Source organism: Pantoea sp. Sc1 (genome assembly GCF_000255315.1).
Lineage (GTDB): Bacteria > Pseudomonadota > Gammaproteobacteria > Enterobacterales > Enterobacteriaceae > Pantoea > Pantoea anthophila.
Map to the genome: position 1 here is coordinate 2049735 of NZ_AJFP01000001.1, position 20116 is coordinate 2069850.

Here is a 20116-nt window from a genome sequence, read left to right on the forward strand (position 1 = left end):
ACTCCTTGTAGTGTTTAACGCAGCGGAATTTCCCGCAAGGGTAGATCAACCGGCCAGCAAAAGCGAACGCTGGCTCCGCCCAGCGGGCTGGCCTCAATGGTGACCTGGCCGCTCAGCGCCTGCGCAATAGAGTGGACAATCGCCAGCCCCAGTCCGCAGCCGCCCGTCGCGCGATCGCGGCTCGGATCGAGCCGGACAAAAGGTTCGAAGACCCGTTCCCGCTCTTCTGGCGGAATGCCCGGACCATCATCCTCCACCTGCAGGCAGCCGGTTGCGCCGTCGAACCATAAGCTCACCCGCAGTCGCTGCTGCGCATAACGCAGCGCATTATTGACCAGATTATCCAGCACCCGCTCCATCAGGCGGCTGTCAGAAATCCCGATGTTTTCACGCTGCGGCAGGTCGAGATCGATCCGGACATCGGGATTGATGGTGCGGAAGTCATCGAGGCGCTCGCGCAGCCAGCTGGCGAGATCCTGCGACTTCAGATTGAGGTCCACGCGTGGCCGATCCAGCCGCGCATAGGTCAGCAGCTCCTCAATCAGGCTTTCAAGCTGGCCGATGTCGCGGTTCAGCGCCACCCGTTCGGCGTCCGTGAGGTTATCGCTCATCTCCAGCCGGTAGCGCAGACGCACCAGCGGCGTCCGCAGCTCATGGGCGATGCCGTCGATCAACTGCTTCTTACTGGCAACCAGGGTGTTGATGTTTTCCGCCATCTGGTTAAAGGCGATACCGAGCCGGAACAGGCTGGAGGTACTGTCAAAATGGGTGCGCACATCCAGCTCACCGCGACCAAAGCGCTGAGCCGCTTTTTCCAGCCGCTGCATCTCCTGCCAGTGGGGGCGTAGCCAGATAAACACCGGCAGCGCCAGTGACATGCCGATAAAGACCAGCAGGGCAATATCGAGCAGTCGCATCTGATGCAGATAGAACAGATAGGGGATAGGCCCCACCGACAGCACGTAGTGGCTGCGCGGGATATGCTGCAAAAAGGTGTACTGGTCGTCGAGCGCCACAATCTCACCGGCGTGCAGGCGGCGCATGTTGGTCTCATCGAGCTGGAATTTGTTCATTGGCTCGATATGCAGGTCAAACGAGAGGCCAAGATCGAGGCTCTTGATGGTTTTGTTCCAGTCGCGCGGCGGGATCTCCCGCAGTTCGCTACGGATCAGGTAGAGCGAGCTGGCCATCAGGTCATTCATCGACTGTCGGCCTGCGCGCTCGGCGGTGAACTTATAGACCAGTCCCACCAGCAGCGCCATCACCAGAAAGCAGACAAACAGCAGCAGATAGAACTGAATAAAAAGCTTTCTCATAGGACGCGGGTATCCCAGGCCTGAGGCGCAAACAGGTAGCCTTTGTTGCGGATGGTCTTGATACGAAACGGCTCGGTGGCGCTGTCGTGCAGCTTTTTGCGCAGGCGGGAAATGGCCACGTCAATGCTGCGATCCAGACCGTCATAGCTGACGCCGCGCAGGGTTTTCAGCAGCGCATCGCGGTTAAGCGTCTGACCGGCATGGCTGGCGAGGACCCAGAGCAGGTCAAAATCGGCCGTAGAGAGGGCGATCTGTTCGTCAAACAGCGTCACCTGTCGATTCAGAGCATCGATGGTCAGCGAGCCAAAACGCAGCATACGGTTCGCGGCAGGAATGGCGGGCGCATCCTCCGGCTGCGTCTGCTGAGACTGACGCAGATGCAGGCGCAGACGGGCCAGCAGGACCGCAGGTGGCGTGGTCTTCAGAATGTAATCCTGCGCGCCCATCTCCAGCGCCAGAATGTGATTCATGTCGCTGTCGAGTGAGGTGAGCAGCACAATGGGCCCCTGCCAGTTGGCCCGTAAATCACGGCAGATCGTCATGCCATCCTTGCCGGGCAGCATGATATCCAGCATCACCAGATCGGGTTGCTGTTCGGCAATCACCGCTTCAGCGCGGTCGCCGCGCGTCTCAACAATCACTTCAATGTCATGACGACCCAGGTAGGCCGCAATCAGTGAACCCACTTCGGGTTCATCTTCTACATAAACAATTTTGTTCATAGTTTACAAAGCAGAGACAGGGATGGACGAAAGCATATCTTTTCCTGGTCCTGAGCTCTACGCTACCGCACGAAATATCCTTAGCTTGCTGGTATATAACCGGCAAAATGTGCAATCATTAGCGCAGCCTTTTTGCGCCAGGTTTGGGATATCGTTGATTATTATGAGGAGCATTAGTGTGTCTGATAAAGAGCTGGCATCAGCCATATACCCTGACCGCATCTGCTTCAATTACAGTGACTTTCTTTCCGCTTCCTGCAAAAAACGCTGGAGCTTTGTCGATGCGATTTATGGCGTGATGCCGATATTCGGCATGGTGACACGGAAATCAGCACACCGCTTACAGGGCAGTGACGACCCGTTAAAAGAATTAGCATTACAAATCATTTCTACCCAGGTGAGTGACGAAATTAACATCGCGCGCCTGGTCACTCTCGCGGAACAGCAGCAGATCAGCCGCTTTGATATCCAGCTCCCTTATCCGCTGTCGGCGGAGCAGCTGGATGCCATTCATCATGAATATGCCAAGCCGCTGAATCTCATACAGCAGGATGACCTGCTGTGTGTGTCGATTCCGGTGCAGTCACACTAAGCGCACCTTCCGCGCTATTTCGTCAGCTGCCACACGGCGGGCAGCATGGCCGCGATCAGTAATCCCATCACAATCCGCTCCGGTGCGGTCAGCGCAGACGCTGCGCGGCCTCCCCGGCGGGCAAAGAGAAACAGCAGCAGGCCCGGCGTATAGAGCACCACCGACATCATCAGATGCAGGGGGCCTGAGGCATAAAGCAGCCAGATGCCATACAGGCTGGCACCGAGACCGATCGCCATTGCCAGCGGCTTGTGCTGTCCCCGCACGACTTTGATCAGATACAACCCCACCAGCAGATAGGGCACCAGAATCATCTCCGAGGCGATGGTCAGCAGATTGTTGTAATCCGCGCCGGTCACGGCGATCAGAATCAGGCAGAACTGAATACTGCCGTTGGTCAGCCACAGTGAGGCGGCGGGCGCGTTGTGGCGGTTTTGCCGGGCAATGCTGCGTGGAAAGGCACCCTGCTGCGCGGCAATCAGCGGCACTTCGGCAGCCATAATCGTCCAGCTCAGATAGGCGCCGCAGACGGAGATGATCAGGCCGATGGCAATCACCGCATCGCCCCAGTGTCCCATCAGTCGCGTCATCAGTCCTGCCATGGAGGGGTTGCGCATCCCGGCCAGTTCGGCACGGGGCACCACGCCCAGCGACAGCAGCGTCACCAGCAGATAAACCAGCAGGGCGGCCAGCACCGCCAGCAGGGTGGCGCGTCCCACATCTTTTTTCTGACGTGCGCGGGCAGAAACCACTACGGCACCCTCAACTCCGATAAAGACCCACAGAGTGATCAGCATCGTCTGCTTGACCTGCTCCCACAGGGGCTGCCCCAGCGTGACGCCGGAAAAGTCGACGCGGAAGCGATCGTAGTTAAACGCCATCACCGCCAGCACGATAAACAGCAGCAGCGGCACCAGTTTGCCCAGCGTCGCCATCAGATTGATACTGGCCGCAGTCTGTACCCCGCGCAGTACCAGCCAGTGAACCAGCCACAGCAGCACCGAGGCCCCCAGCATCGCCTGCCAGGTATTGCCATCCCCAAAGATCACCCGATCCGGGGTATCCGTGAAAAAGCTCAGGGCGGAGAAGACGATCACCAGATAGGAGACGTTGGCGATGACAGCACAGAGCCAGTAGCCCCAGGCGGAGCAGAAGCCTGTCAGTTCACCGAACCCGGCGCGGGCGTAGGTGAAAATGCCGCCGTCGAGTTCAGGTTTCAGGCGGGTCAGCAGCAGCATCGCCAGCGACAGAAAGATGATGCCGACGCCGGTAATCAGCCAGCCCAGCAGCAGCGCCGCCGGACCCGCCACCGCAGCCATATTTTGCGGCAGACTGAACACGCCGGCACCCAGCATGGAACTGAGTACCAGCGCCGTCAGCGCACCGAGACCTAATTTTTTCTCCAAAACAACCTTCCCGCTAGCATATATGGCTGGATAAATCGGATTTCATCGCTGGGTTATCGCAGACTCGCGGCAGAAAACAGGGACAAACTCCGGCAAAACAGGCGGCAGATTTTACGGAGTGTGGCGGGGGATGGCAATGCGTGACTATGCAAATCCGCGCAGGAATTATGCAAACAGCAGGGCGGCGGGCGCCGCCCTGAAGAGATTACTTAAACAGGTCAGCGGTGACGGTCAGGTTACCGCCACTCTGGTTCTGCCACTGACGGGTCACGTGATAGAACTTCGCACCTTTATCAGACGCACGCTTCGCCACTTCTTCAGAAACTTCGGTAGGGGAACCGAAGTGACCGGTAAAGGTCACGGTGTCGAATGGCTGCATCTGCGCGGCCGTAATCGCGTTCACTTCCTGCACGGATTTGCCGTTTGGCAGATTGACCGTGTAACGCTTGCCGGTTGAGCTCTGGGTTTCGAAGAAGCGGCCCACTTTATTGCTCGGTGTCTCAGAGGAGGCGACGCCAGGGATTTCAACCTGAGCGGCCGCTGCGCCACCCGCAGCCAGTGCAGCTTTACCCGCTTCTGAGTCGGCAGGAATCGCGTTCGGCGTCTGAACCACACGCGCTTTAGCATCCGCTTTATAGACGTAGGCTGTGATGTACTGGTTGCCGCCGCTGTTGGCGTCAATCTGACGAACAATAAAGAATGAGGCGGCGCCTTTCTCTTTAGCCGCTTTTGAAATCGCATCGTTGACATCAGGCTGGCTGGCAAAGAAGCCGCTGACGGAAACAGTGTCGAAAGGTTCGAGCTTATAAGCTTCAGCCTTTGGCAGTTCGTTGACGCCGTTAAAGCGACGGTATTGGGTGGTTTCGGAAGCGGCCGGGGCATCAGCCTTGTAGAGGTCGGCAGTAACGCGCCAGTTGCCGCTGTTGCCGTTGCTGTCGTTGATCCCCTGAATGTAGAAAGAAGCAGCGCCCATCTCATCTGCACGCTTAGAGACCGCATCGGCTGCGTCGCCAATTGCGTTGAAACGGCCGGTGATATTAATACGTTTGAATGGCTTCAACGCGGCCGCTTTTTCTGGCGTTAACTCCTGCGCAGCGAATGCATTAGCTGCCAGCAGGGACAACAGAGTGGACGCCAGAATAGTGTTCTTCAGCTTCATAAAAATAATCCTTCGCCTTACGCAAAAATGAGTACGAAAACGTGCTGGACTCTTGATGTATAACAGATTAGCCGCTGATTATTGCATGTTATAAACAGACTGTCGCAGCGATTTTTTGCGCGATATCGCGTTATTCAACTCCCTGTTTTTCATCTGACTGTCATGAAATGCGTTTAAGGCGTCATTTCTGGGCGCTGTTACCACTAAAAACGGTAACACTTAGCGATATAACAGTTAATGTATTGTTAATTAAGGGTTTTTATTGTTGATTAATTCGTCCGGAGCGCAATTTTCATAGCAGATTATCTGCTGATGACGCGTTTTAATAGCGTAATAATGCAGGATTTCAAAGCGAATACTGAATAATCAGGTGAATGTCTCCATCTGCGGTAACCGCTGTGGATCAGGCGTCACAATTTAAGTAGGTTATAAACACTTTGAAATATCTGCATTTCGACTATAAGCAGCTGAAACCGCGTTTCGGCTGCGCTGTCGTGGTGCGGATTCGGGCCATCATCCTTTAACCGATGAAAGGAAACACTATGTTAATTGGAATACCCAAGGAAAGGTTGCCAAACGAGTCGCGCGTGGCAGCCACGCCAAAGACCGTGGAACAACTGATCAAACTGGGTTTCAGCGTCACGCTTGAGCACGACGCCGGTAAACGCGCCAGTTTTGATGACGAAAGTTACCTTGCTGCGGGTGCCACCCTCAGCGACCGTCAGCAGGTCTGGCAGGCCGATATCGTCATGAAGGTAAACGCACCCGATGAGGACGAAATTGCGCTGACCCGTGCAGGCAGCACGCTGGTCAGTTTTATCTGGCCCGCCCAGAATCCGGCGCTGCTGGAAAAGCTGGCCGCCCGTCAGGTGACGGTGATGGCGATGGATTCGGTGCCGCGTATTTCGCGCGCGCAGTCGCTGGATGCCCTGAGCTCGATGGCCAACATCGCCGGTTATCGCGCTATCGTCGAGGCGGCACATGAATTTGGCCGCTTCTTTACCGGTCAGATTACCGCGGCAGGTAAAGTGCCACCGGCAAAAGTGATGGTGATTGGGGCTGGCGTGGCGGGACTGGCTGCGATAGGCGCGGCGGGCAGCCTGGGCGCCATCGTCCGGGCCTTTGATACCCGTCCCGAAGTCAAAGAGCAGGTGCAGAGTATGGGCGCCGAATTCCTCGAACTCGATTTTGAAGAGGAGGCGGGCAGTGGGGATGGCTATGCCAGAGTCATGTCCGACGCCTTTATCAAAGCGGAGATGGCGCTGTTCGCCAGCCAGGCCAGAGAGGTGGACATCATTGTCACCACCGCGCTCATCCCAGGCAAACCGGCTCCGAAACTGATCACCGAAGAGATGATCGCCAGCATGAAGCCGGGCAGTGTGATTGTGGATCTGGCGGCGCAGACCGGCGGCAACTGTGCGCTGACCGTCGCCGACCAGGTGACCGTGACACCGAATGGCGTGAAAATTATCGGCTATACCGATCTGCCCAGCCGGCTGGCGACGCAGTCCTCCCAGCTGTACGGCACCAATCTGGTCAACCTGCTCAGGCTGCTCTGCAAAGAAAAAAATGGCGAAATCCAGGTCGATTTTGAGGATGTGGTGGTGCGGGGCGTGACGGTGGTGCGCGACGGCGAAATCACCTGGCCCGCGCCGCCGATTCAGGTCTCTGCTGCCCCTCAGGCCAGACCTGCCGCCGCAAAACCTGCTGAGAAACCGGAAGCAAAACCGGCTTCGCCGTGGCGCACCGCGCTGCTGATGGCTCTGGCGATTGTGCTGTTTGGCTGGCTGGCCAGCGTGGCACCGGCGGAGTTCCTCTCCCATTTTACCGTGTTCGCGCTCTCCTGCGTGGTTGGCTACTACGTGGTCTGGAACGTCAGCCATGCACTGCATACCCCGCTGATGTCCGTGACCAATGCCATCTCCGGCATCATCGTCATCGGAGCGGTTTTGCAGATGGGGCACGGTGGCTGGGTCACCTTCATCTCCTTTATTGCCGTGCTGATTGCCAGCATCAATATCTTTGGTGGCTTCACCGTCACGCAGCGCATGCTGAAAATGTTTCGTAAGGGGTAATTCATGTCTGGCGGATTAGTCACTGCAGCCTATATTGTGGCTGCCATTCTGTTCATCTGTAGTCTTGCGGGTCTTTCGCGTCATGAGACCGCTAAACGAGGCAATATTTTCGGCATCAGCGGGATGGCGCTTGCCCTCATCGCAACCATCTTCGGCCCGGACAGCGGCAATGTGGCCTGGATCCTGCTGGCGATGGTGATTGGCGGTGCAATCGGCATTCGCCTGGCAAAAAAAGTCGAAATGACCGAAATGCCAGAGCTGGTGGCGATTCTGCACAGCTTTGTGGGTCTGGCCGCGGTGCTGGTCGGGATTAACAGCTATATCGACCATGCGCCAGGCCTGCCTGCCGCGATGGAAAATATCCATCTCAGCGAAGTCTTTATCGGGATCTTTATCGGTGCCGTTACCTTTACCGGCTCACTGGTGGCGTTTGGCAAGCTGTGCGGCAAAATCTCCTCACGACCGCTGACGCTGCCCCACCGTCATAAGCTCAATCTGCTGGCGCTGGTCGTCTCCTTCCTGCTGCTGCTCTGGTTTGTTGACACCAGCAGCACTGCGGCGCAGGTGTTTGCCCTGCTGCTGATGACGATCATTGCGCTGGCCTTTGGCTGGCATCTGGTTGCCTCCATTGGCGGTGCAGATATGCCGGTTGTGGTGTCGATGCTCAACTCTTACTCAGGCTGGGCTGCGGCCGCGGCCGGTTTTATGCTCAGCAATGACCTGCTGATCGTGACCGGTGCGCTGGTGGGCTCATCCGGTGCAATCCTCTCCTACATCATGTGTAAAGCGATGAACCGTTCGTTCATCAGCGTGATTGCGGGCGGCTTTGGCACCGAAGCCAGCAGCGGCGATGAGAGTCAGGAAGCAGGAGAACATCGCGAGATCTCCCCTGAAGAGACGGCTGAGATGCTGAAGTCCTCTGCGTCGGTGATTATCACGCCAGGCTACGGCATGGCGGTGGCACAGGCACAGTATCCGGTAGCGGATCTGACCGCCCGACTGCGTGCCCTCGGCATCCGGGTGCGTTTCGGTATTCATCCGGTGGCGGGCCGCCTGCCAGGACACATGAACGTGCTGCTGGCAGAGGCCAAAGTGCCGTATGACGTGGTGCTGGAGATGGATGAGATCAACGATGACTTCAGTGAAACCGATACGGTGCTGGTTATCGGCGCGAATGACACGGTGAACCCGGCGGCGCAGGATGATCCCCGCAGCCCGATTGCCGGCATGCCGGTGCTGGAGGTGTGGAAAGCACACAATGTGGTGGTCTTCAAACGTTCAATGAACACCGGCTATGCCGGGGTGCAGAATCCGCTGTTCTTTAAAGAGAACAGTCAGATGCTGTTTGGCGATGCCAAAGCCAGCGTCGAAGCGATTATCAAAGCGCTGTAACAGAAAAGGGGCGGCTAATCAGCCGCCCCTTTTTTTGCGGAGGTTTAATCCTCCTCATCCTCTTCATCATCCAGATCAATCGGCGACTTGAAATTGTCTGGCTTAATCGCCAGCAGATCGCAGCGCAGGTGATCGATCACCTGTTCCGCGGTATTACCCAGGAATGCAGCCGAAAGTCCGGTGCGTCCGATGGTGCCCAGCACCACCACACCGGCTCCCAGATGCGAAGCCAGATCCGGGATAACCTCTTCAGGCAGCCCTTTGGCAACGTGGGTGAACTCTTCACCAATGGAAAACTTCTGCCGCAACGCTTTCATGGCCACCAGATGCTGACCGCGGATGGCGTCGTTATAGACGCTGGGGTCGAAATCAGGCAGCTCAATCGCGATGTTGATCGGCGTAATCGGGTAGGCACCCACCAGATGCACCTCGGTCTGGTTGACCTTTTCGGCCAGCTTCACCGTTTCACGAATCAGCTTCTGATTCAGGCCATCATGATGCGGCTCTTCGCTGGCAAGATTGACGGCGACGATAGCTTTACCGCCCTCCGGCCAAGGCTGATCTTTCACCATCCAGACCGGGCAGGGGCATTTACGCAACAGATGCCAGTCGGTGGGGGTGAAAATCACGGACTCCAGGCGGTCATGCTGGTGAGCCATTTTCAGCACAAGGTCATGCTGATGGGCGAGCACTTCCTGAATAATCGCTTCATAGGGGCGGTTATGCCAGATAACCTTGATGTCGATTTCGACACCGGCATCCAGATAGGCGCGGGCCTGTTCACGAATCCATTCGGTGCGCTGGCTGATGACGCCCTGACGCATGGAGGCGCGTTCGTCCGGCGACAGCAGGGTGGTCATCTCATAGGAAAAGTCATAGATAGGCAGAAAGGCTTTGATTCTCCCGCCAATACGTTGATTCAGATAGACCGCACGTCGCAGCGCGGGCTGATCGTCTTGCTGGGCATCAATGGCGACCAGAATATTTTGGTACTGGGACATGAGGCGTTCTCCTTAAACCAGAGCGACTGGAATAAAGATAGCCTATGTTGCACAGGGGAAGAAGTGAAAAAGTTACTGCCGGATCAACAAAATAAGATTTATTGATCCGGCGGCGGATCAGGCGGCCTGATGGCTCTGACCTGCTAACTCTTCCAGCAGGGCGTGGTTCTCAATGGTGATATATTTGCCTTTCACCGCCAGCATACCGGACTTCTGGAATCGGCCCAGCAGACGGCTGATCGTTTCCACCGTCAGGCCCAGATAATTACCGATGTCGCCACGCGTCATGGTGAGGCGAAATTCACGCTGTGAGAAGCCGCGCTGGCCGAAGCGGCGGGAGAGGTTCCAGATAAAGGCCGCCAGGCGCTCCTCTGCGTTTTTCTTGGAGAGCAGCAGGATCATATCCTGGTCGCCTTTGATTTCACCGCTCATCAGACGCATCATCTGCTGACGCAGGGCAGGCATTTTGCCTGACAGGTCATCCAGGGTTTCAAAAGGAATTTCACAGACCATGGCAGTTTCCAGCGCCTGCGCAAAGCTGGGATGGCTGGCACCCATAATGGCATCAAAGCCGACTAAATCACCCGCCAGATGGAAACCGGTAATCTGCTCATCACCCTGCTCAGTAATGGTGTAGCTTTTGATCGTGCCGGAACGGATGGCGTACAGTGACTTCAGTTCGTCACCCGCTTTGAAAAGCGTTTGCCCTTTCTGAATCGGTTTTTTACGCTCAATGATGTTGTCGAGCTGATCCAGCTCATGTTCATTTAGCGTGAAGGGGATGCAGAGCTGACTGATGCTGCAATCCTGGCAGTGAATGGCACAACCGCCCGACTGAATACGACGAATGCTGCGTTTTTCAGGGATCATAATGGTTCGCTCGACGATTATTGACTGGGGTCAATTTTAACATTTTTTGAGCTGAAGGGAACTCATCCGAGCAGTTTTACACTTACAAAAACCAGGGATGATTCACACATCGCTAAACGCAGATGTGACGGGCTTCTCAGAACGGCGCGCGGCAAAAGTGTCACGAAAAGTTTCCGTTTTTTTGATCCGTTACCCGAAAAGCTGCGGCCAGTCATAATCAGAAAAGTGGGCTGGCCCGGTGTTTCCACCTTTTGCTACGCTATCGGGTAAGACCTGTTTTTGTAGGCTATCAATTTTAATCAGGTGTGAGAAAACCATGAACCTTGATGATAACGATCTGTTTCGGGATGCCATGGGTGATGTCACGCCGCTGAAAGACACCACCACAACCCTGTGGCTTAAATCCCCCTCAACCAAAGCGCCACGCAAAGCACCCGATGAGTCGGTGCTGGAGAACTTTCTTACCCGGGGCGATCTGGAGATTATTCCGCTCAATACGCCGCTGGAGTATAAAGCCGACGGCATTCAGCAGGGCATCGTCGATAAGCTGCGCAGAGGGGAGTATAAGCTGGATGCCAGTCTCAACCTGCTGCGGCAACCGGTCGAAACCTGCCGTCAGGCGCTGTTTAACTTTATGATGCAGGCGCACAAACTGGGTTTACGCAATCTGCTGATTATCCACGGCAAGGGGCGCGATGATGAATCGCACGCCAACATCGTGCGCAGCTATCTGGCGCGGTGGCTGCAGCAGTTCGATGACGTTCAGACTTTCTGTGTGGCGCAGACCCGGCACGGTGGCGCCGGGGCGCTCTATGTCGGGCTGCGGAAAACGGACAAGGCGCGGCTGGAAAACCGCGAGCGGCATGCCAAACGCAGCCGCTAGCTGTGAAATTTACGGATGGTCGACATTAACACTTCGGCACTCAGGCTCAGCTCCGCGCCGGTGCGGGTGATGATGCCGACCGGTTCACCCGGTCCGGAGGAGTGAATCGGCAGGGCACAGACGGCATTGTGGCTGAGGTCCTCCTTGATGGCCCCGGACGGCACAAACCAGATGTAGTCGTAGCGCAGCGCCAGCTGACGCGCCAGTGAGGTGGAGGAGGTTTCAATACAGTGGGGCGGCAGCGTGCAGCCCTGTTCATCAAGCATCTGCTGCGCGATGCGGCGCGGGGCGGTGCCTTCCGGTGAGATCACCACCGGCCACTGCATCGCCCGGGATAAGGTGACATTGTCACTTAAAAGGGGGTGCTCCGGCCTCACCACCAGCTTCAGGGACTCCAGAAACAGCAATTCGTAGGTGAGACCGGTCATCATGTCGCTGTCAGCCATACGGCCGATACCGATATCGAACTCGCCGCCGCGCAGGCCTGCCAGCAGGACGTTGTTATGCAGCGTTGCTACCTGAATAGTGGTATTGGGTTGCAGCTGATGAAAACGATCCAGGATACGTGGCAGCATGCCCATCGCCGCCGTGGTGAGCGCCCCAAGCCTGATAATGGCCGGGGCATCACCGGGCTGCTCATTGAAACTCTGTCCGGCATGGTTCAGGGCGTCCAGCACCCGAACCGCATGGGTCAGAAACTGCTCTCCCATAGTGGTCAGCTGCGCGCCCAGCCGCCCGCGTTCAAAGAGGCGGGCACCCGTCAGCTCCTCCAGCTCGTTCAGGGTCTTTGAGAGGGCGGGCTGACTCAGGCTGAGGGTCTCTGCCGCCCGTCCAAGCGTGCCTTGCTGCGCAACCGCAACAAAGGTGTGAAGGTGGCGCAAGCGAATGCGCTGATTGAAAAGGATATTTTTGTCCATAGCGTAAACTTAATGAGAATGGCCAACATTAAGCAATACTTTAAAATGAAATCTGTTAACTTTGCTGCAAATTTTTTTAACAAAAGGGTAAATCTGGCCTTTTTTAGTTAACTGACTGATCTGACTGACTTATGCCATCCCTCCCGCCGACGTCGCCCATCACCCGCCAGTGTAATATCAGGCACTTACCGCGCTGAAACTGAAGAATTCTCATCACCCGATAAAAATCTGACCGCTTAAGGTTAACGATGGGCTATCATAAGCGCCGTTTTTTTACTTAAACTGATGTCCGATCCCGTTACTCCCGAGGAGTGTCCATTGACCAGCGTCGAGGCGGTAGATGTCCGCCAGCTTATCAACCAGCAGGGGCTCAGCCACTGGCAAAAGCGGCTTATTGCACTCTGTTTTATCGTGGTGGCACTCGATGGCATGGACATTGCGATTATGGGATTTATCGCGCCAACGCTGAAAGCAGCCTGGGGCGTAAGCAATCATCAGCTGGGGGGCGTCATCAGCGCCGCACTGATCGGCCTGGCACTGGGTGCGATGGTGGCAGGGCCGCTTGCTGACCGATACGGCAGACGCATGATGATTATCTTCAGCGTCTTCTTTTTTGGCCTCTGGACGCTGGCCACCGCCTTTTCTCAGAACATCGAACAGATGATGCTGTTTCGCTTTCTGACCGGGCTGGGACTGGGGGCCGCGATGCCGAACGTTGGCACGCTGGTCGCGGAGTATGCGCCCGAGCGTCGTCGCGCCTTCATTATCACCGTGGTCTTCTGCGGTTTCACCTTCGGCGCGGCCAGCGGCGGTTTTGCCGCCTCCTGGCTGTTGCCCCGCTATGACTGGCATTCGGTCCTGCTGCTGGGCGGTATCCTGCCGCTGCTGGTGCTCCCTTTTCTGATCCGTGGCCTGCCGGAGTCGGTGCGATTTCTGATCGGTCGTGGCGCGCCGGCTGCACGCATTCACGCCATCCTGGAGCGGATGCTGCCGGGCAAAACCGCACCCGACTGCGCCTTTCACGCACCGGAAGCCAGCGTGCCGGTGCGTGGCGCAATCGGTACCGTGCTTTCGCGCCGCTATCTGTTTGGCAGCGTGATGCTGTGGGGCGGCTATTTTATGGGCCTGTTCATGGCCTACCTGATTGGCAGCTGGCTGCCCTCACTGGTCAACACCCTGGGCATGTCGGTCACCGAAGCGGCGATCATTACTGCGATGTATCAGGCGGGTGGGACCCTCGGATCGCTCTTTGCGGGCTGGATGATGGATCGGTTCAACGCCAATCTGGCGCTGGCGTCGATCTACGGCTGTGGCGGCCTGTTTATTGTCGCCCTGGGCTTCTCACCGGCCGAAGTCGGTATGATGAGCGCTATCGCCTTTTGCAGTGGCTTTTGCTTTAACGGGGCCAACACCGGGATGAATGCGTTATCTGCCAGCTACTATCCCACCCATGCCCGCGCCACCGGCTCCAGCTGGATGCACGCTGTGGGTCGCGTCGGGGCGATCCTGAGCGCTTTCGTGGGAGCAGAGATGATGTCCCTGGGCTGGTCGTTCAGCGTGATCTTTCTGCTGCTGGCGATACCGGCGGTGATCACCACCCTGATGCTGCTGCTGAAAAACCGTTACGGCTTTAAGCCGATCACAGATTCGTGATTTTTTCCGCTGAGACCGGCGCGTTGCATTACATTAGCTGCAACGCTCACGGTGTCAGGTGGATAAGATGGAAAACTTTCTCAGTGCGGATCGCATCCGTACCCGTTTCTCTCAGGCGATGTCAGGAATGTATCAGCAGGAGGTGCCGCAGTACGGCACGCTGATGCAGCTGGTCGCCACCGTCAACGAACGCACGCTGGAAGCAGACTGTGCGCTGAAAGATCGCCTTACGGCCGCAGATGAGATTGACCGGCTCAATATTGAGCGTCACGGCGCCATTCGGGTCGGGACGGCGGATGAACTCGCCACGCTGCGCCAGCTGTTTGCGGTCATGGGCATGTCCCCGGTGGGCTATTACGATCTCTCTCAGGCAGGCGTGCCGGTTCACTCCACCGCGTTCCGACCGGTCGATGACGCGGCGCTGCGTCGCAATCCCTTCCGGGTTTTCACCTCACTGTTGCGTCCTGAACTGATCGACGATCCCGCACTGCGCGAGAAGGCGACAACGATTCTGGCCGCGCGTGACATTTTTACTCCCCGCTGCCGGGCGCTGCTGCGGGTGCATCAGGAGCAGGGCGGCTTCACCGCCGACCAGGCGGAGGCCTTTGTTACCGAAGCGCTGGAAACCTTTCGCTGGCACACTCACAGCCCTGTCGACAGTCAGACCTATCAGGCGCTTAATCAGCAGCATCGCCTGATCGCCGATGTGGTCTGCTTTCCCGGCTGCCACATCAACCATCTTACGCCGCGCACACTGGATATCGACCGTGTCCAGCAGCTGATGCCGTCGCGCGGCATCGATCCGAAAACGCTGATAGAGGGGCCGCCACGTCGTCAGGTGCCGATCCTGCTGCGTCAGACCAGCTTCAGGGCGCTTGAAGAAGCGATCATCTTTCAGGATGGACATCCGGGCACCCACACTGCGCGCTTCGGGGAAATTGAGCAGCGAGGCGTTGCGCTGACGCCGAAAGGCCGGGCGCTCTACGACCGGCTGCTGAGTGAGGCGGGCAGCGGTCAGGATAACGAGCAGCATCAGCAGCACCTGGCCGCGATTTTCCGCGACTTCCCCGACGATGAGACGACGCTGCGTCAGCAGGGGCTGGCCTGGTTCCATTATCGCCTGAGTGAAAAGGGCATGATGACACCGCCCGCTCAGGGTGAATCCCTGGATACCCTGATTGCCCAGGGCCGGGTGGTGGCCGATCCCATCGTCTATGAGGACTTTCTGCCGGTCAGTGCGGCGGGGATCTTTCAGTCTAACCTGGGGGACCAGTCGCAGGTGCGTTCTGCAGGACAGGCGAGCCGACAGGCCTTTGAGGCGGCGCTGGGCTGTGAGGTGCTGGATGAGATGGCGCTTTACGAAGCGCGCCAGCAGCGCTCGCTGGCGCAGTGTGGGTTACGCCCGGCATAGATCCAGCGCAGATTCACGTTGTCTGCTGACCCGTGCCGGTAAAGCGCAAATCCTCGCTTTACCGGCCTGCACAGGTTTAGCGCTGTGATTACCCCGATTGATTAATGCCATCAGGGGGTCCGGCGCGCCCGCTGGCGGGGAAAACCGTCAGTCCCCCCTCAGCGCTGTGCGGTCACCTCACTCTCCCGCCATTTTAAAGATAAACAGAATTAATCGGAAACCGCCCCTGACTCCTGCAAGTGGCTGCTGAGCATGATGAGGGCTGCCGGGCGTTGTTCAGCATATTCTGCAAATCCCGCCTGAACCTGGACAATGCAGACGGGCCTGCAAATAATGGAGGAACGAGTAAACAGGGAATCAGGAATGAAAAACGAAACAGGTCTGAGGATCATGACTGCCGAAGGGGAGTTACGTGGAAGCATGGACGATGACCTTTTCGTATTCAAAGGCATACCTTATGCAGCCCCGCCCGTGGGCGCGTTACGCTGGCGGCCACCCCAGCCGGTCACACCCTGGCAGCAGGTGCGTGATGCGACACAGTTTGGTGCCTCGGGCTGGCAGAATCGGGCCTGGTGTGAGGCTGTCGGCGGAGGTAATCCCGGCGAGTTCAGTGAAGATTGCCTCTATCTTAACGTCTGGACACCCGATGTGGAGCCCGCCCGACCGCTGCCGGTGATGGTCTGGCTGCACGGCGGTGGCTTTACCATTGGCGCAGGCGGACTGGCCCCCTATAACGGCAAACCCCTGGCGTCACGTGGCGCAGTGGTGGTGACCCTGAACTACCGGCTGGGCCATCTTGGTTTCTTCTCTCATCCCGCGCTGGATGCGGAATACCCTGTTGCCGGCACGGTGAACAATTTTGGTCTGCTCGACCAGATCGCCGCCCTGCAGTGGGTTCAGCGCAATATTCCCGCTTTTGGCGGCGACCGTCGCAATGTGACCCTGTTCGGTGAATCGGCCGGCGCGCGCAGCGTGCTGTCACTCTGCTGTTCGCCGCTGGCGGAAGGGTTGTTTCACAAGGGCATTGTCCAGAGCGCCTACAGCCTGCCCGATACCCCGCTGAAAAAGGCGCGTCAGCAGGGGGTGGCGGTGGCACGACACTTTGGCCTGCCGCCTGATGTCACCGCAGAGCAGTTGCGCGCGCTGCCTGCCGATGCCTTCTGGTCGCTGGAGGGGACGCTGGCGATCCCGCCGGTGCCGATTGCCGGGGACGCCGTTCTGCCTGAGCCGATGCTGAAAACCTTCCTGGCGGCTAAACAGCACCGTCTGCCGCTGATGGCGGGCAGCAACAGTGATGAGGCCAGCGTGCTGGACTATTTTGGTGTGGATGCCACTGCCGTGCTGCATCAGTTGCGTGACAAAAACCGGCTGACCTACCGGACACTTAAATGGATGTATGACATCCATGACGACCGACTGCTGGGACGGGCCGTGGCGCGCGATATGGCCTTCAGCCTGATGCCGTGGCTGGTGATGCGGGCGCAGTATCGTGTCGGCATGCCGGGCTGGCGCTACTGGTTTGATTATGTCTCTGAGCACGCCCGCGACCTCTATCCTCATGGTGCCTGGCACGGTAATGAAGTGCCGTATGTGCTGGATACGCTGAGTCAGATGCCCGATCCCAACGAAGCCCGGCCGTTCAGTGAGGCGGACAGGGCGTTTGCGGCGCAGGTCAGCGACTACTGGTTCAGGTTTGCCCGCGACGCCACGGAATATACGCATCAGCTGGACGGTGAGGTAGTCTGGCCCGCGTGGCACCCCGGCAATGACGTGACAATGTCACTTGGTGACGACCGCCAGCACGCCCTGAAGCTGAAGCGAAACTTTATGCGTGCCCGCCTGCGCCTCTTCCGGTTACTGATGACGCGCATGGTCAGGCTTTAGTGGGGATTTAATGATTAGCTCGCTAACCATTAAATAAAGCGAATGAAAAAAATCTGCTTTTTTAATCCTAACTGATTGATGTAGCGTGTTTTTAACCGAAATCTGACATCCGGACGCTGTAAAATATTAGGTAACAAAACAGTTACATCTTCACAATTCCATGCCGATAAACCTCCTATGCCCGACACTTGCGGGTCAACGTGTATAGGATTTTGGTATGGGAATGCTTAAAAATTTTACCATCAGAGCAGTGATGCTCTCCATTCTGGGACTGTTCTGCTTACTCTGGAGCGGCGTCGGGCTCTATAGCATCCACTCGCTTGGCGCGCTGAGCGAAGGCAACGATGTTGACCGTCATCTGGTTGAACAGATGACGGTTCTGAGCAAAGGGAACGATCAATATTTCCGCGTCGTGACGCGCCTGTCGCGCGTTATGGAAGGTAAAGCTGCCGGTAAAACATTAACGGATGAAGCCTATGCCCCGGTGCAGCAGGCGCTGGACAGCATGACACAGCAACTGGCGCGCTTTAAGCAGCTGGCACCGGGCCCGATGAACCCGGAGGTGGTGGATAGCGTGATTCAGAGCTGGCAGAAACTGCTGGACGAAGGCGTGACCCCGCAGCTGCAGCTGGCCCGTCAGGCGTCGCCGGATGCCTATCGCCAGCAGGCGAACAACGTGACCCCGCCGCTGAGCCGCGCCTTTGGCGTGAGTGCCGACAAATTTAACCAGGGTGCGGCTGAAAAACTCGATACCACCCGCGTGGAGGTCGATCATCTCACCTCCATTACCAAGACGATTATCACCATTGCGGTGATCATCGGCCTGCTGATTCTGCTGTTTACCGATCGCTATCTGGTGGCGATGCTGGTGCGCCCGCTGGAGAGCATCCGCACGCACTTCGCGGTCATTGCCACGGGCGATCTGAGCCAGCCGGTGACCGATTTTGGCCGTAACTGCGTCGGTAAGCTGGTGCCGCTGTTGGGTGCCATGCAGGACAGCCTGCGCGAAGCGGTCAGTGCGATTCGCAACGGCACGGAAAATATCTCCCGTGGCGCGGCGGAGATCTCTGCCGGAAACAACGATCTCTCTTCCCGTACCGAAGAGCAGGCCTCAGCGCTGGAACAGACTGCGGCCAGCATGGAGGAACTGACGGCGACCGTGAAATTCAACGCCGACAATGCGCGTCAGGCCAGCCTGCTGGCCGAGACCGCGACCACGACAGCGCAGCGTGGTGGTCAGCTGGTGAGTGAAGTGATCAGCACCATGGATGGCATCTCCGGCAGCTCGAAGAAAATTGCTGAGATCACCAACGTGATTAACGGTATCGCCTTCCAGACCAACATTCTGGCCCTCAACGCCGCGGTTGAAGCGGCGCGTGCCGGGGAACAGGGGCGCGGATTTGCGGTGGTGGCTTCAGAGGTGCGGAGTCTGGCTCAGCGCAGTGCTAACGCCGCCAAAGAGATCGCCACGCTAATTGAAGAGTCGGTTCAGCGGGTGGATAAAGGCGCCGAACTGGTCAGCACCACGGGTGGCACCATGAACAACATCCTGAAATCGGTGCAGGATGTGGATGCCATCATGAAACAGATCGCCTCTGCCTCGGAAGAGCAGAGCAAGGGCATCTCTCAGGTTGGCACGGCAGTGACCGAAATGGACAGCGTGACCCAGCAGAACGCCTCACTGGTCGAAGAGGTCTCTGCGGCAGCCAGTGCGCTCGCACTGCAGACGGAAGCGCTCCAGGCGTCAGTGTCGAAGTTCCGTCTTTCCGGCACCAGCCAGCCTGCGCCGGTCATCAGCCACAAGCCCACCGCGCCGAAAGCGCCGGCGCTGAGCGTGGCTCAGGCTAAACCTGTGGATAATGGCGACTGGGTCACCTTCTGATCCCGGCACAGCCACGCCACCAGTTCCGCCAGGAAGGGTGGCGCATCCTGCGGCGCCCGCTGCAGTAGACTGTAAACGGCGCCGGTTTTCACCTCGCCAGCGAACGGCTTAATCAGCCTGCCGCTGGCGATGTCACTCTCCACCAGATTGCTGTCGGCAATCGCCACCCCGAATCCCTGAATCGCCGCGCTGATCGCTAAGTCCATGGTGGAAAAATGCTGATTGCGCGGCATCTTCAGCGTCACCTGCTGCGCCTCCAGCCAGCACTGCCAGTCACGTTTGTCCTCTGTGGGATGCAGAAACGTCATCGTCTCCAGCGCTGCCAGGTCGTCTGGTGCGGGCTGAACCGCCGCCATGACCGGCGTCAGTGATTCGCTGAACAGGGTGATCCCGTCGGGCTGTGGCTTGCCATAAACAATTGCCGCATCAAAGTTTCCCAGCCGGGCTGCGTGATCCAGCGTGGTGGTCAGCGCCACATGCAGTTCCGGCCGCTGCTGCTCCAGCGCGATCAGCCGGGGAACCAGCCAGCGCATCGCGCAGCTCGGCGCTTTCAGCCGAATGCTGACCTGCGTGCGGCGCACCTTCTCGCTGGCCTGCACCATCATCTCAAATCCCTGACGTAATTCCGGCAGCAGCGCGCTGCCCTGGGCGGTCAGCCGCAGCCCGCGGGCATGACGGTCAAACAGCGTTACCCCCAGCCACTGCTCCAGCGCGGCAATTTTGCGGCTCACGGCCCCCTGAGTCAGACAGAGTTCACCCGCCGCGTGGGTCAGGTTGAGATGGCGGGCGGTCACCAGAAAAGCGTGGATGGCATTAAGCGGCAGCGATGAGCGCGACACGATAAACCTCAGCTATGCATTTTTGTCATGGCTATTATGACGACATTTCGCTTGCCGACTCAAGCCGCAGCCCGTTGAATAGTTTTTTACCGGATCAGACCGGCTATGTTTCTG

The 20116-nt window shown here is 57.7% G+C and carries 16 protein-coding genes; 8 read left to right on the plus strand and 8 right to left on the minus strand.

Translation table 11 applies throughout. The features are described 5' to 3' along the window. Positions 1-14 precede the first annotated feature (14 nt). Positions 15-1316, minus strand: coding sequence for a two-component system sensor histidine kinase RstB (rstB, locus tag S7A_RS09475; protein WP_009090073.1), 1302 nt, complete (start codon positions 1314-1316; stop codon positions 15-17). After that, positions 1313-2038, minus strand: a complete 726-nt coding sequence (rstA, locus tag S7A_RS09480) for a two-component system response regulator RstA (RefSeq protein ID WP_009090075.1) — start codon at positions 2036-2038, stop codon at positions 1313-1315. Before rstA ends, rstB begins: the two co-directional genes overlap by 4 nt. A 178-nt stretch (positions 2039-2216) precedes the next feature. On the opposite strand from rstA, the gene S7A_RS09485 reads away from it, so the two are divergent. Further along, positions 2217-2630, plus strand: coding sequence for a hypothetical protein (locus tag S7A_RS09485; protein ID WP_009090076.1), 414 nt, complete (start codon positions 2217-2219; stop codon positions 2628-2630). 14 nt (positions 2631-2644) lie between these two features. Here the strand turns inward: S7A_RS09485 and S7A_RS09490 are convergent, their stop codons facing one another. Together S7A_RS09490 and ydgH are read right to left on the minus strand one after the other, a co-directional pair. Then, positions 2645-4036, minus strand: a complete 1392-nt coding sequence (locus tag S7A_RS09490) for a basic amino acid/polyamine antiporter (protein WP_009090078.1) — start codon at positions 4034-4036, stop codon at positions 2645-2647. A 205-nt stretch (positions 4037-4241) separates the two neighbouring features. Then, positions 4242-5195: a DUF1471 family protein YdgH gene (ydgH, locus tag S7A_RS09495; RefSeq protein ID WP_009090080.1), complete on the minus strand. Its 954-nt coding sequence runs from the start codon at positions 5193-5195 to the stop codon at positions 4242-4244. 542 nt (positions 5196-5737) lie between these two features. Here ydgH and pntA point away from each other — a divergent pair. Both pntA and pntB read left to right on the plus strand, forming a co-directional pair. Beyond that, positions 5738-7270 (plus strand): Re/Si-specific NAD(P)(+) transhydrogenase subunit alpha, encoded by a 1533-nt coding sequence (pntA, locus tag S7A_RS09500; RefSeq protein ID WP_009090082.1) that lies wholly within the window; start codon positions 5738-5740, stop codon positions 7268-7270. A 3-nt stretch (positions 7271-7273) separates the two neighbouring features. Next, positions 7274-8662 carry a Re/Si-specific NAD(P)(+) transhydrogenase subunit beta gene (pntB, locus tag S7A_RS09505; RefSeq protein WP_009090084.1) on the plus strand — a complete coding sequence of 463 codons (1389 nt, stop codon included), beginning with the start codon at positions 7274-7276 and terminating at the stop codon, positions 8660-8662. A 44-nt stretch (positions 8663-8706) separates the two neighbouring features. Here pntB and uspE read toward each other — a convergent pair whose 3' ends face one another. Then, positions 8707-9663, minus strand: a complete 957-nt coding sequence (gene uspE, locus S7A_RS09510) for a universal stress protein UspE (protein WP_009090086.1) — start codon at positions 9661-9663, stop codon at positions 8707-8709. Between the two features lie 117 nt (positions 9664-9780). Further along, complete coding sequence (locus S7A_RS09515) at positions 9781-10533, minus strand: FNR family transcription factor (RefSeq protein ID WP_009090088.1); 753 nt, start codon at positions 10531-10533, stop codon at positions 9781-9783. Positions 10534-10849: 316 nt separating this feature from the next. Between S7A_RS09515 and smrA the strand changes: the two genes are divergently transcribed. Beyond that, on the plus strand, positions 10850-11416 hold the full coding sequence (gene smrA, locus S7A_RS09520) for a DNA endonuclease SmrA (RefSeq protein WP_009090089.1): 567 nt from the start codon (positions 10850-10852) through the stop codon (positions 11414-11416). On the opposite strand, the gene S7A_RS09525 is transcribed toward smrA, so the two are convergent. Next, complete coding sequence (locus S7A_RS09525) at positions 11413-12333, minus strand: LysR substrate-binding domain-containing protein (RefSeq protein ID WP_009090092.1); 921 nt, start codon at positions 12331-12333, stop codon at positions 11413-11415. The two genes, smrA and S7A_RS09525, sit on opposite strands and share 4 nt — an antisense overlap. 318 nt (positions 12334-12651) lie before the next feature. On the opposite strand from S7A_RS09525, the gene S7A_RS09530 reads away from it, so the two are divergent. The 4 genes from S7A_RS09530 (at position 12652) to S7A_RS09545 (ending at position 19163) form a co-directional block, all read left to right on the plus strand. Next, entirely contained in the window at positions 12652-13986 is a 1335-nt protein-coding gene (locus tag S7A_RS09530) for an aromatic acid/H+ symport family MFS transporter (RefSeq protein ID WP_009090094.1), read from the plus strand. Between the two features lie 67 nt (positions 13987-14053). Next, a complete protein-coding gene (locus S7A_RS09535) occupies positions 14054-15397 on the plus strand; it encodes a VOC family protein (RefSeq protein ID WP_009090095.1) in 1344 nt (447 codons plus the stop codon). Positions 15398-15760: 363 nt separating this feature from the next. Then, entirely contained in the window at positions 15761-17281 is a 1521-nt protein-coding gene (locus S7A_RS09540; protein ID WP_009090097.1) for a carboxylesterase/lipase family protein, read from the plus strand. 217 nt (positions 17282-17498) lie between these two features. Then, positions 17499-19163: a methyl-accepting chemotaxis protein gene (locus tag S7A_RS09545; protein ID WP_009090099.1), complete on the plus strand. Its 1665-nt coding sequence runs from the start codon at positions 17499-17501 to the stop codon at positions 19161-19163. On the opposite strand, the gene S7A_RS09550 is transcribed toward S7A_RS09545, so the two are convergent. Further along, entirely contained in the window at positions 19121-20002 is an 882-nt protein-coding gene (locus S7A_RS09550) for a LysR substrate-binding domain-containing protein (RefSeq protein ID WP_009090101.1), read from the minus strand. The two genes, S7A_RS09545 and S7A_RS09550, sit on opposite strands and share 43 nt — an antisense overlap. Between the last annotated feature and the right edge of the window lie 114 nt (positions 20003-20116).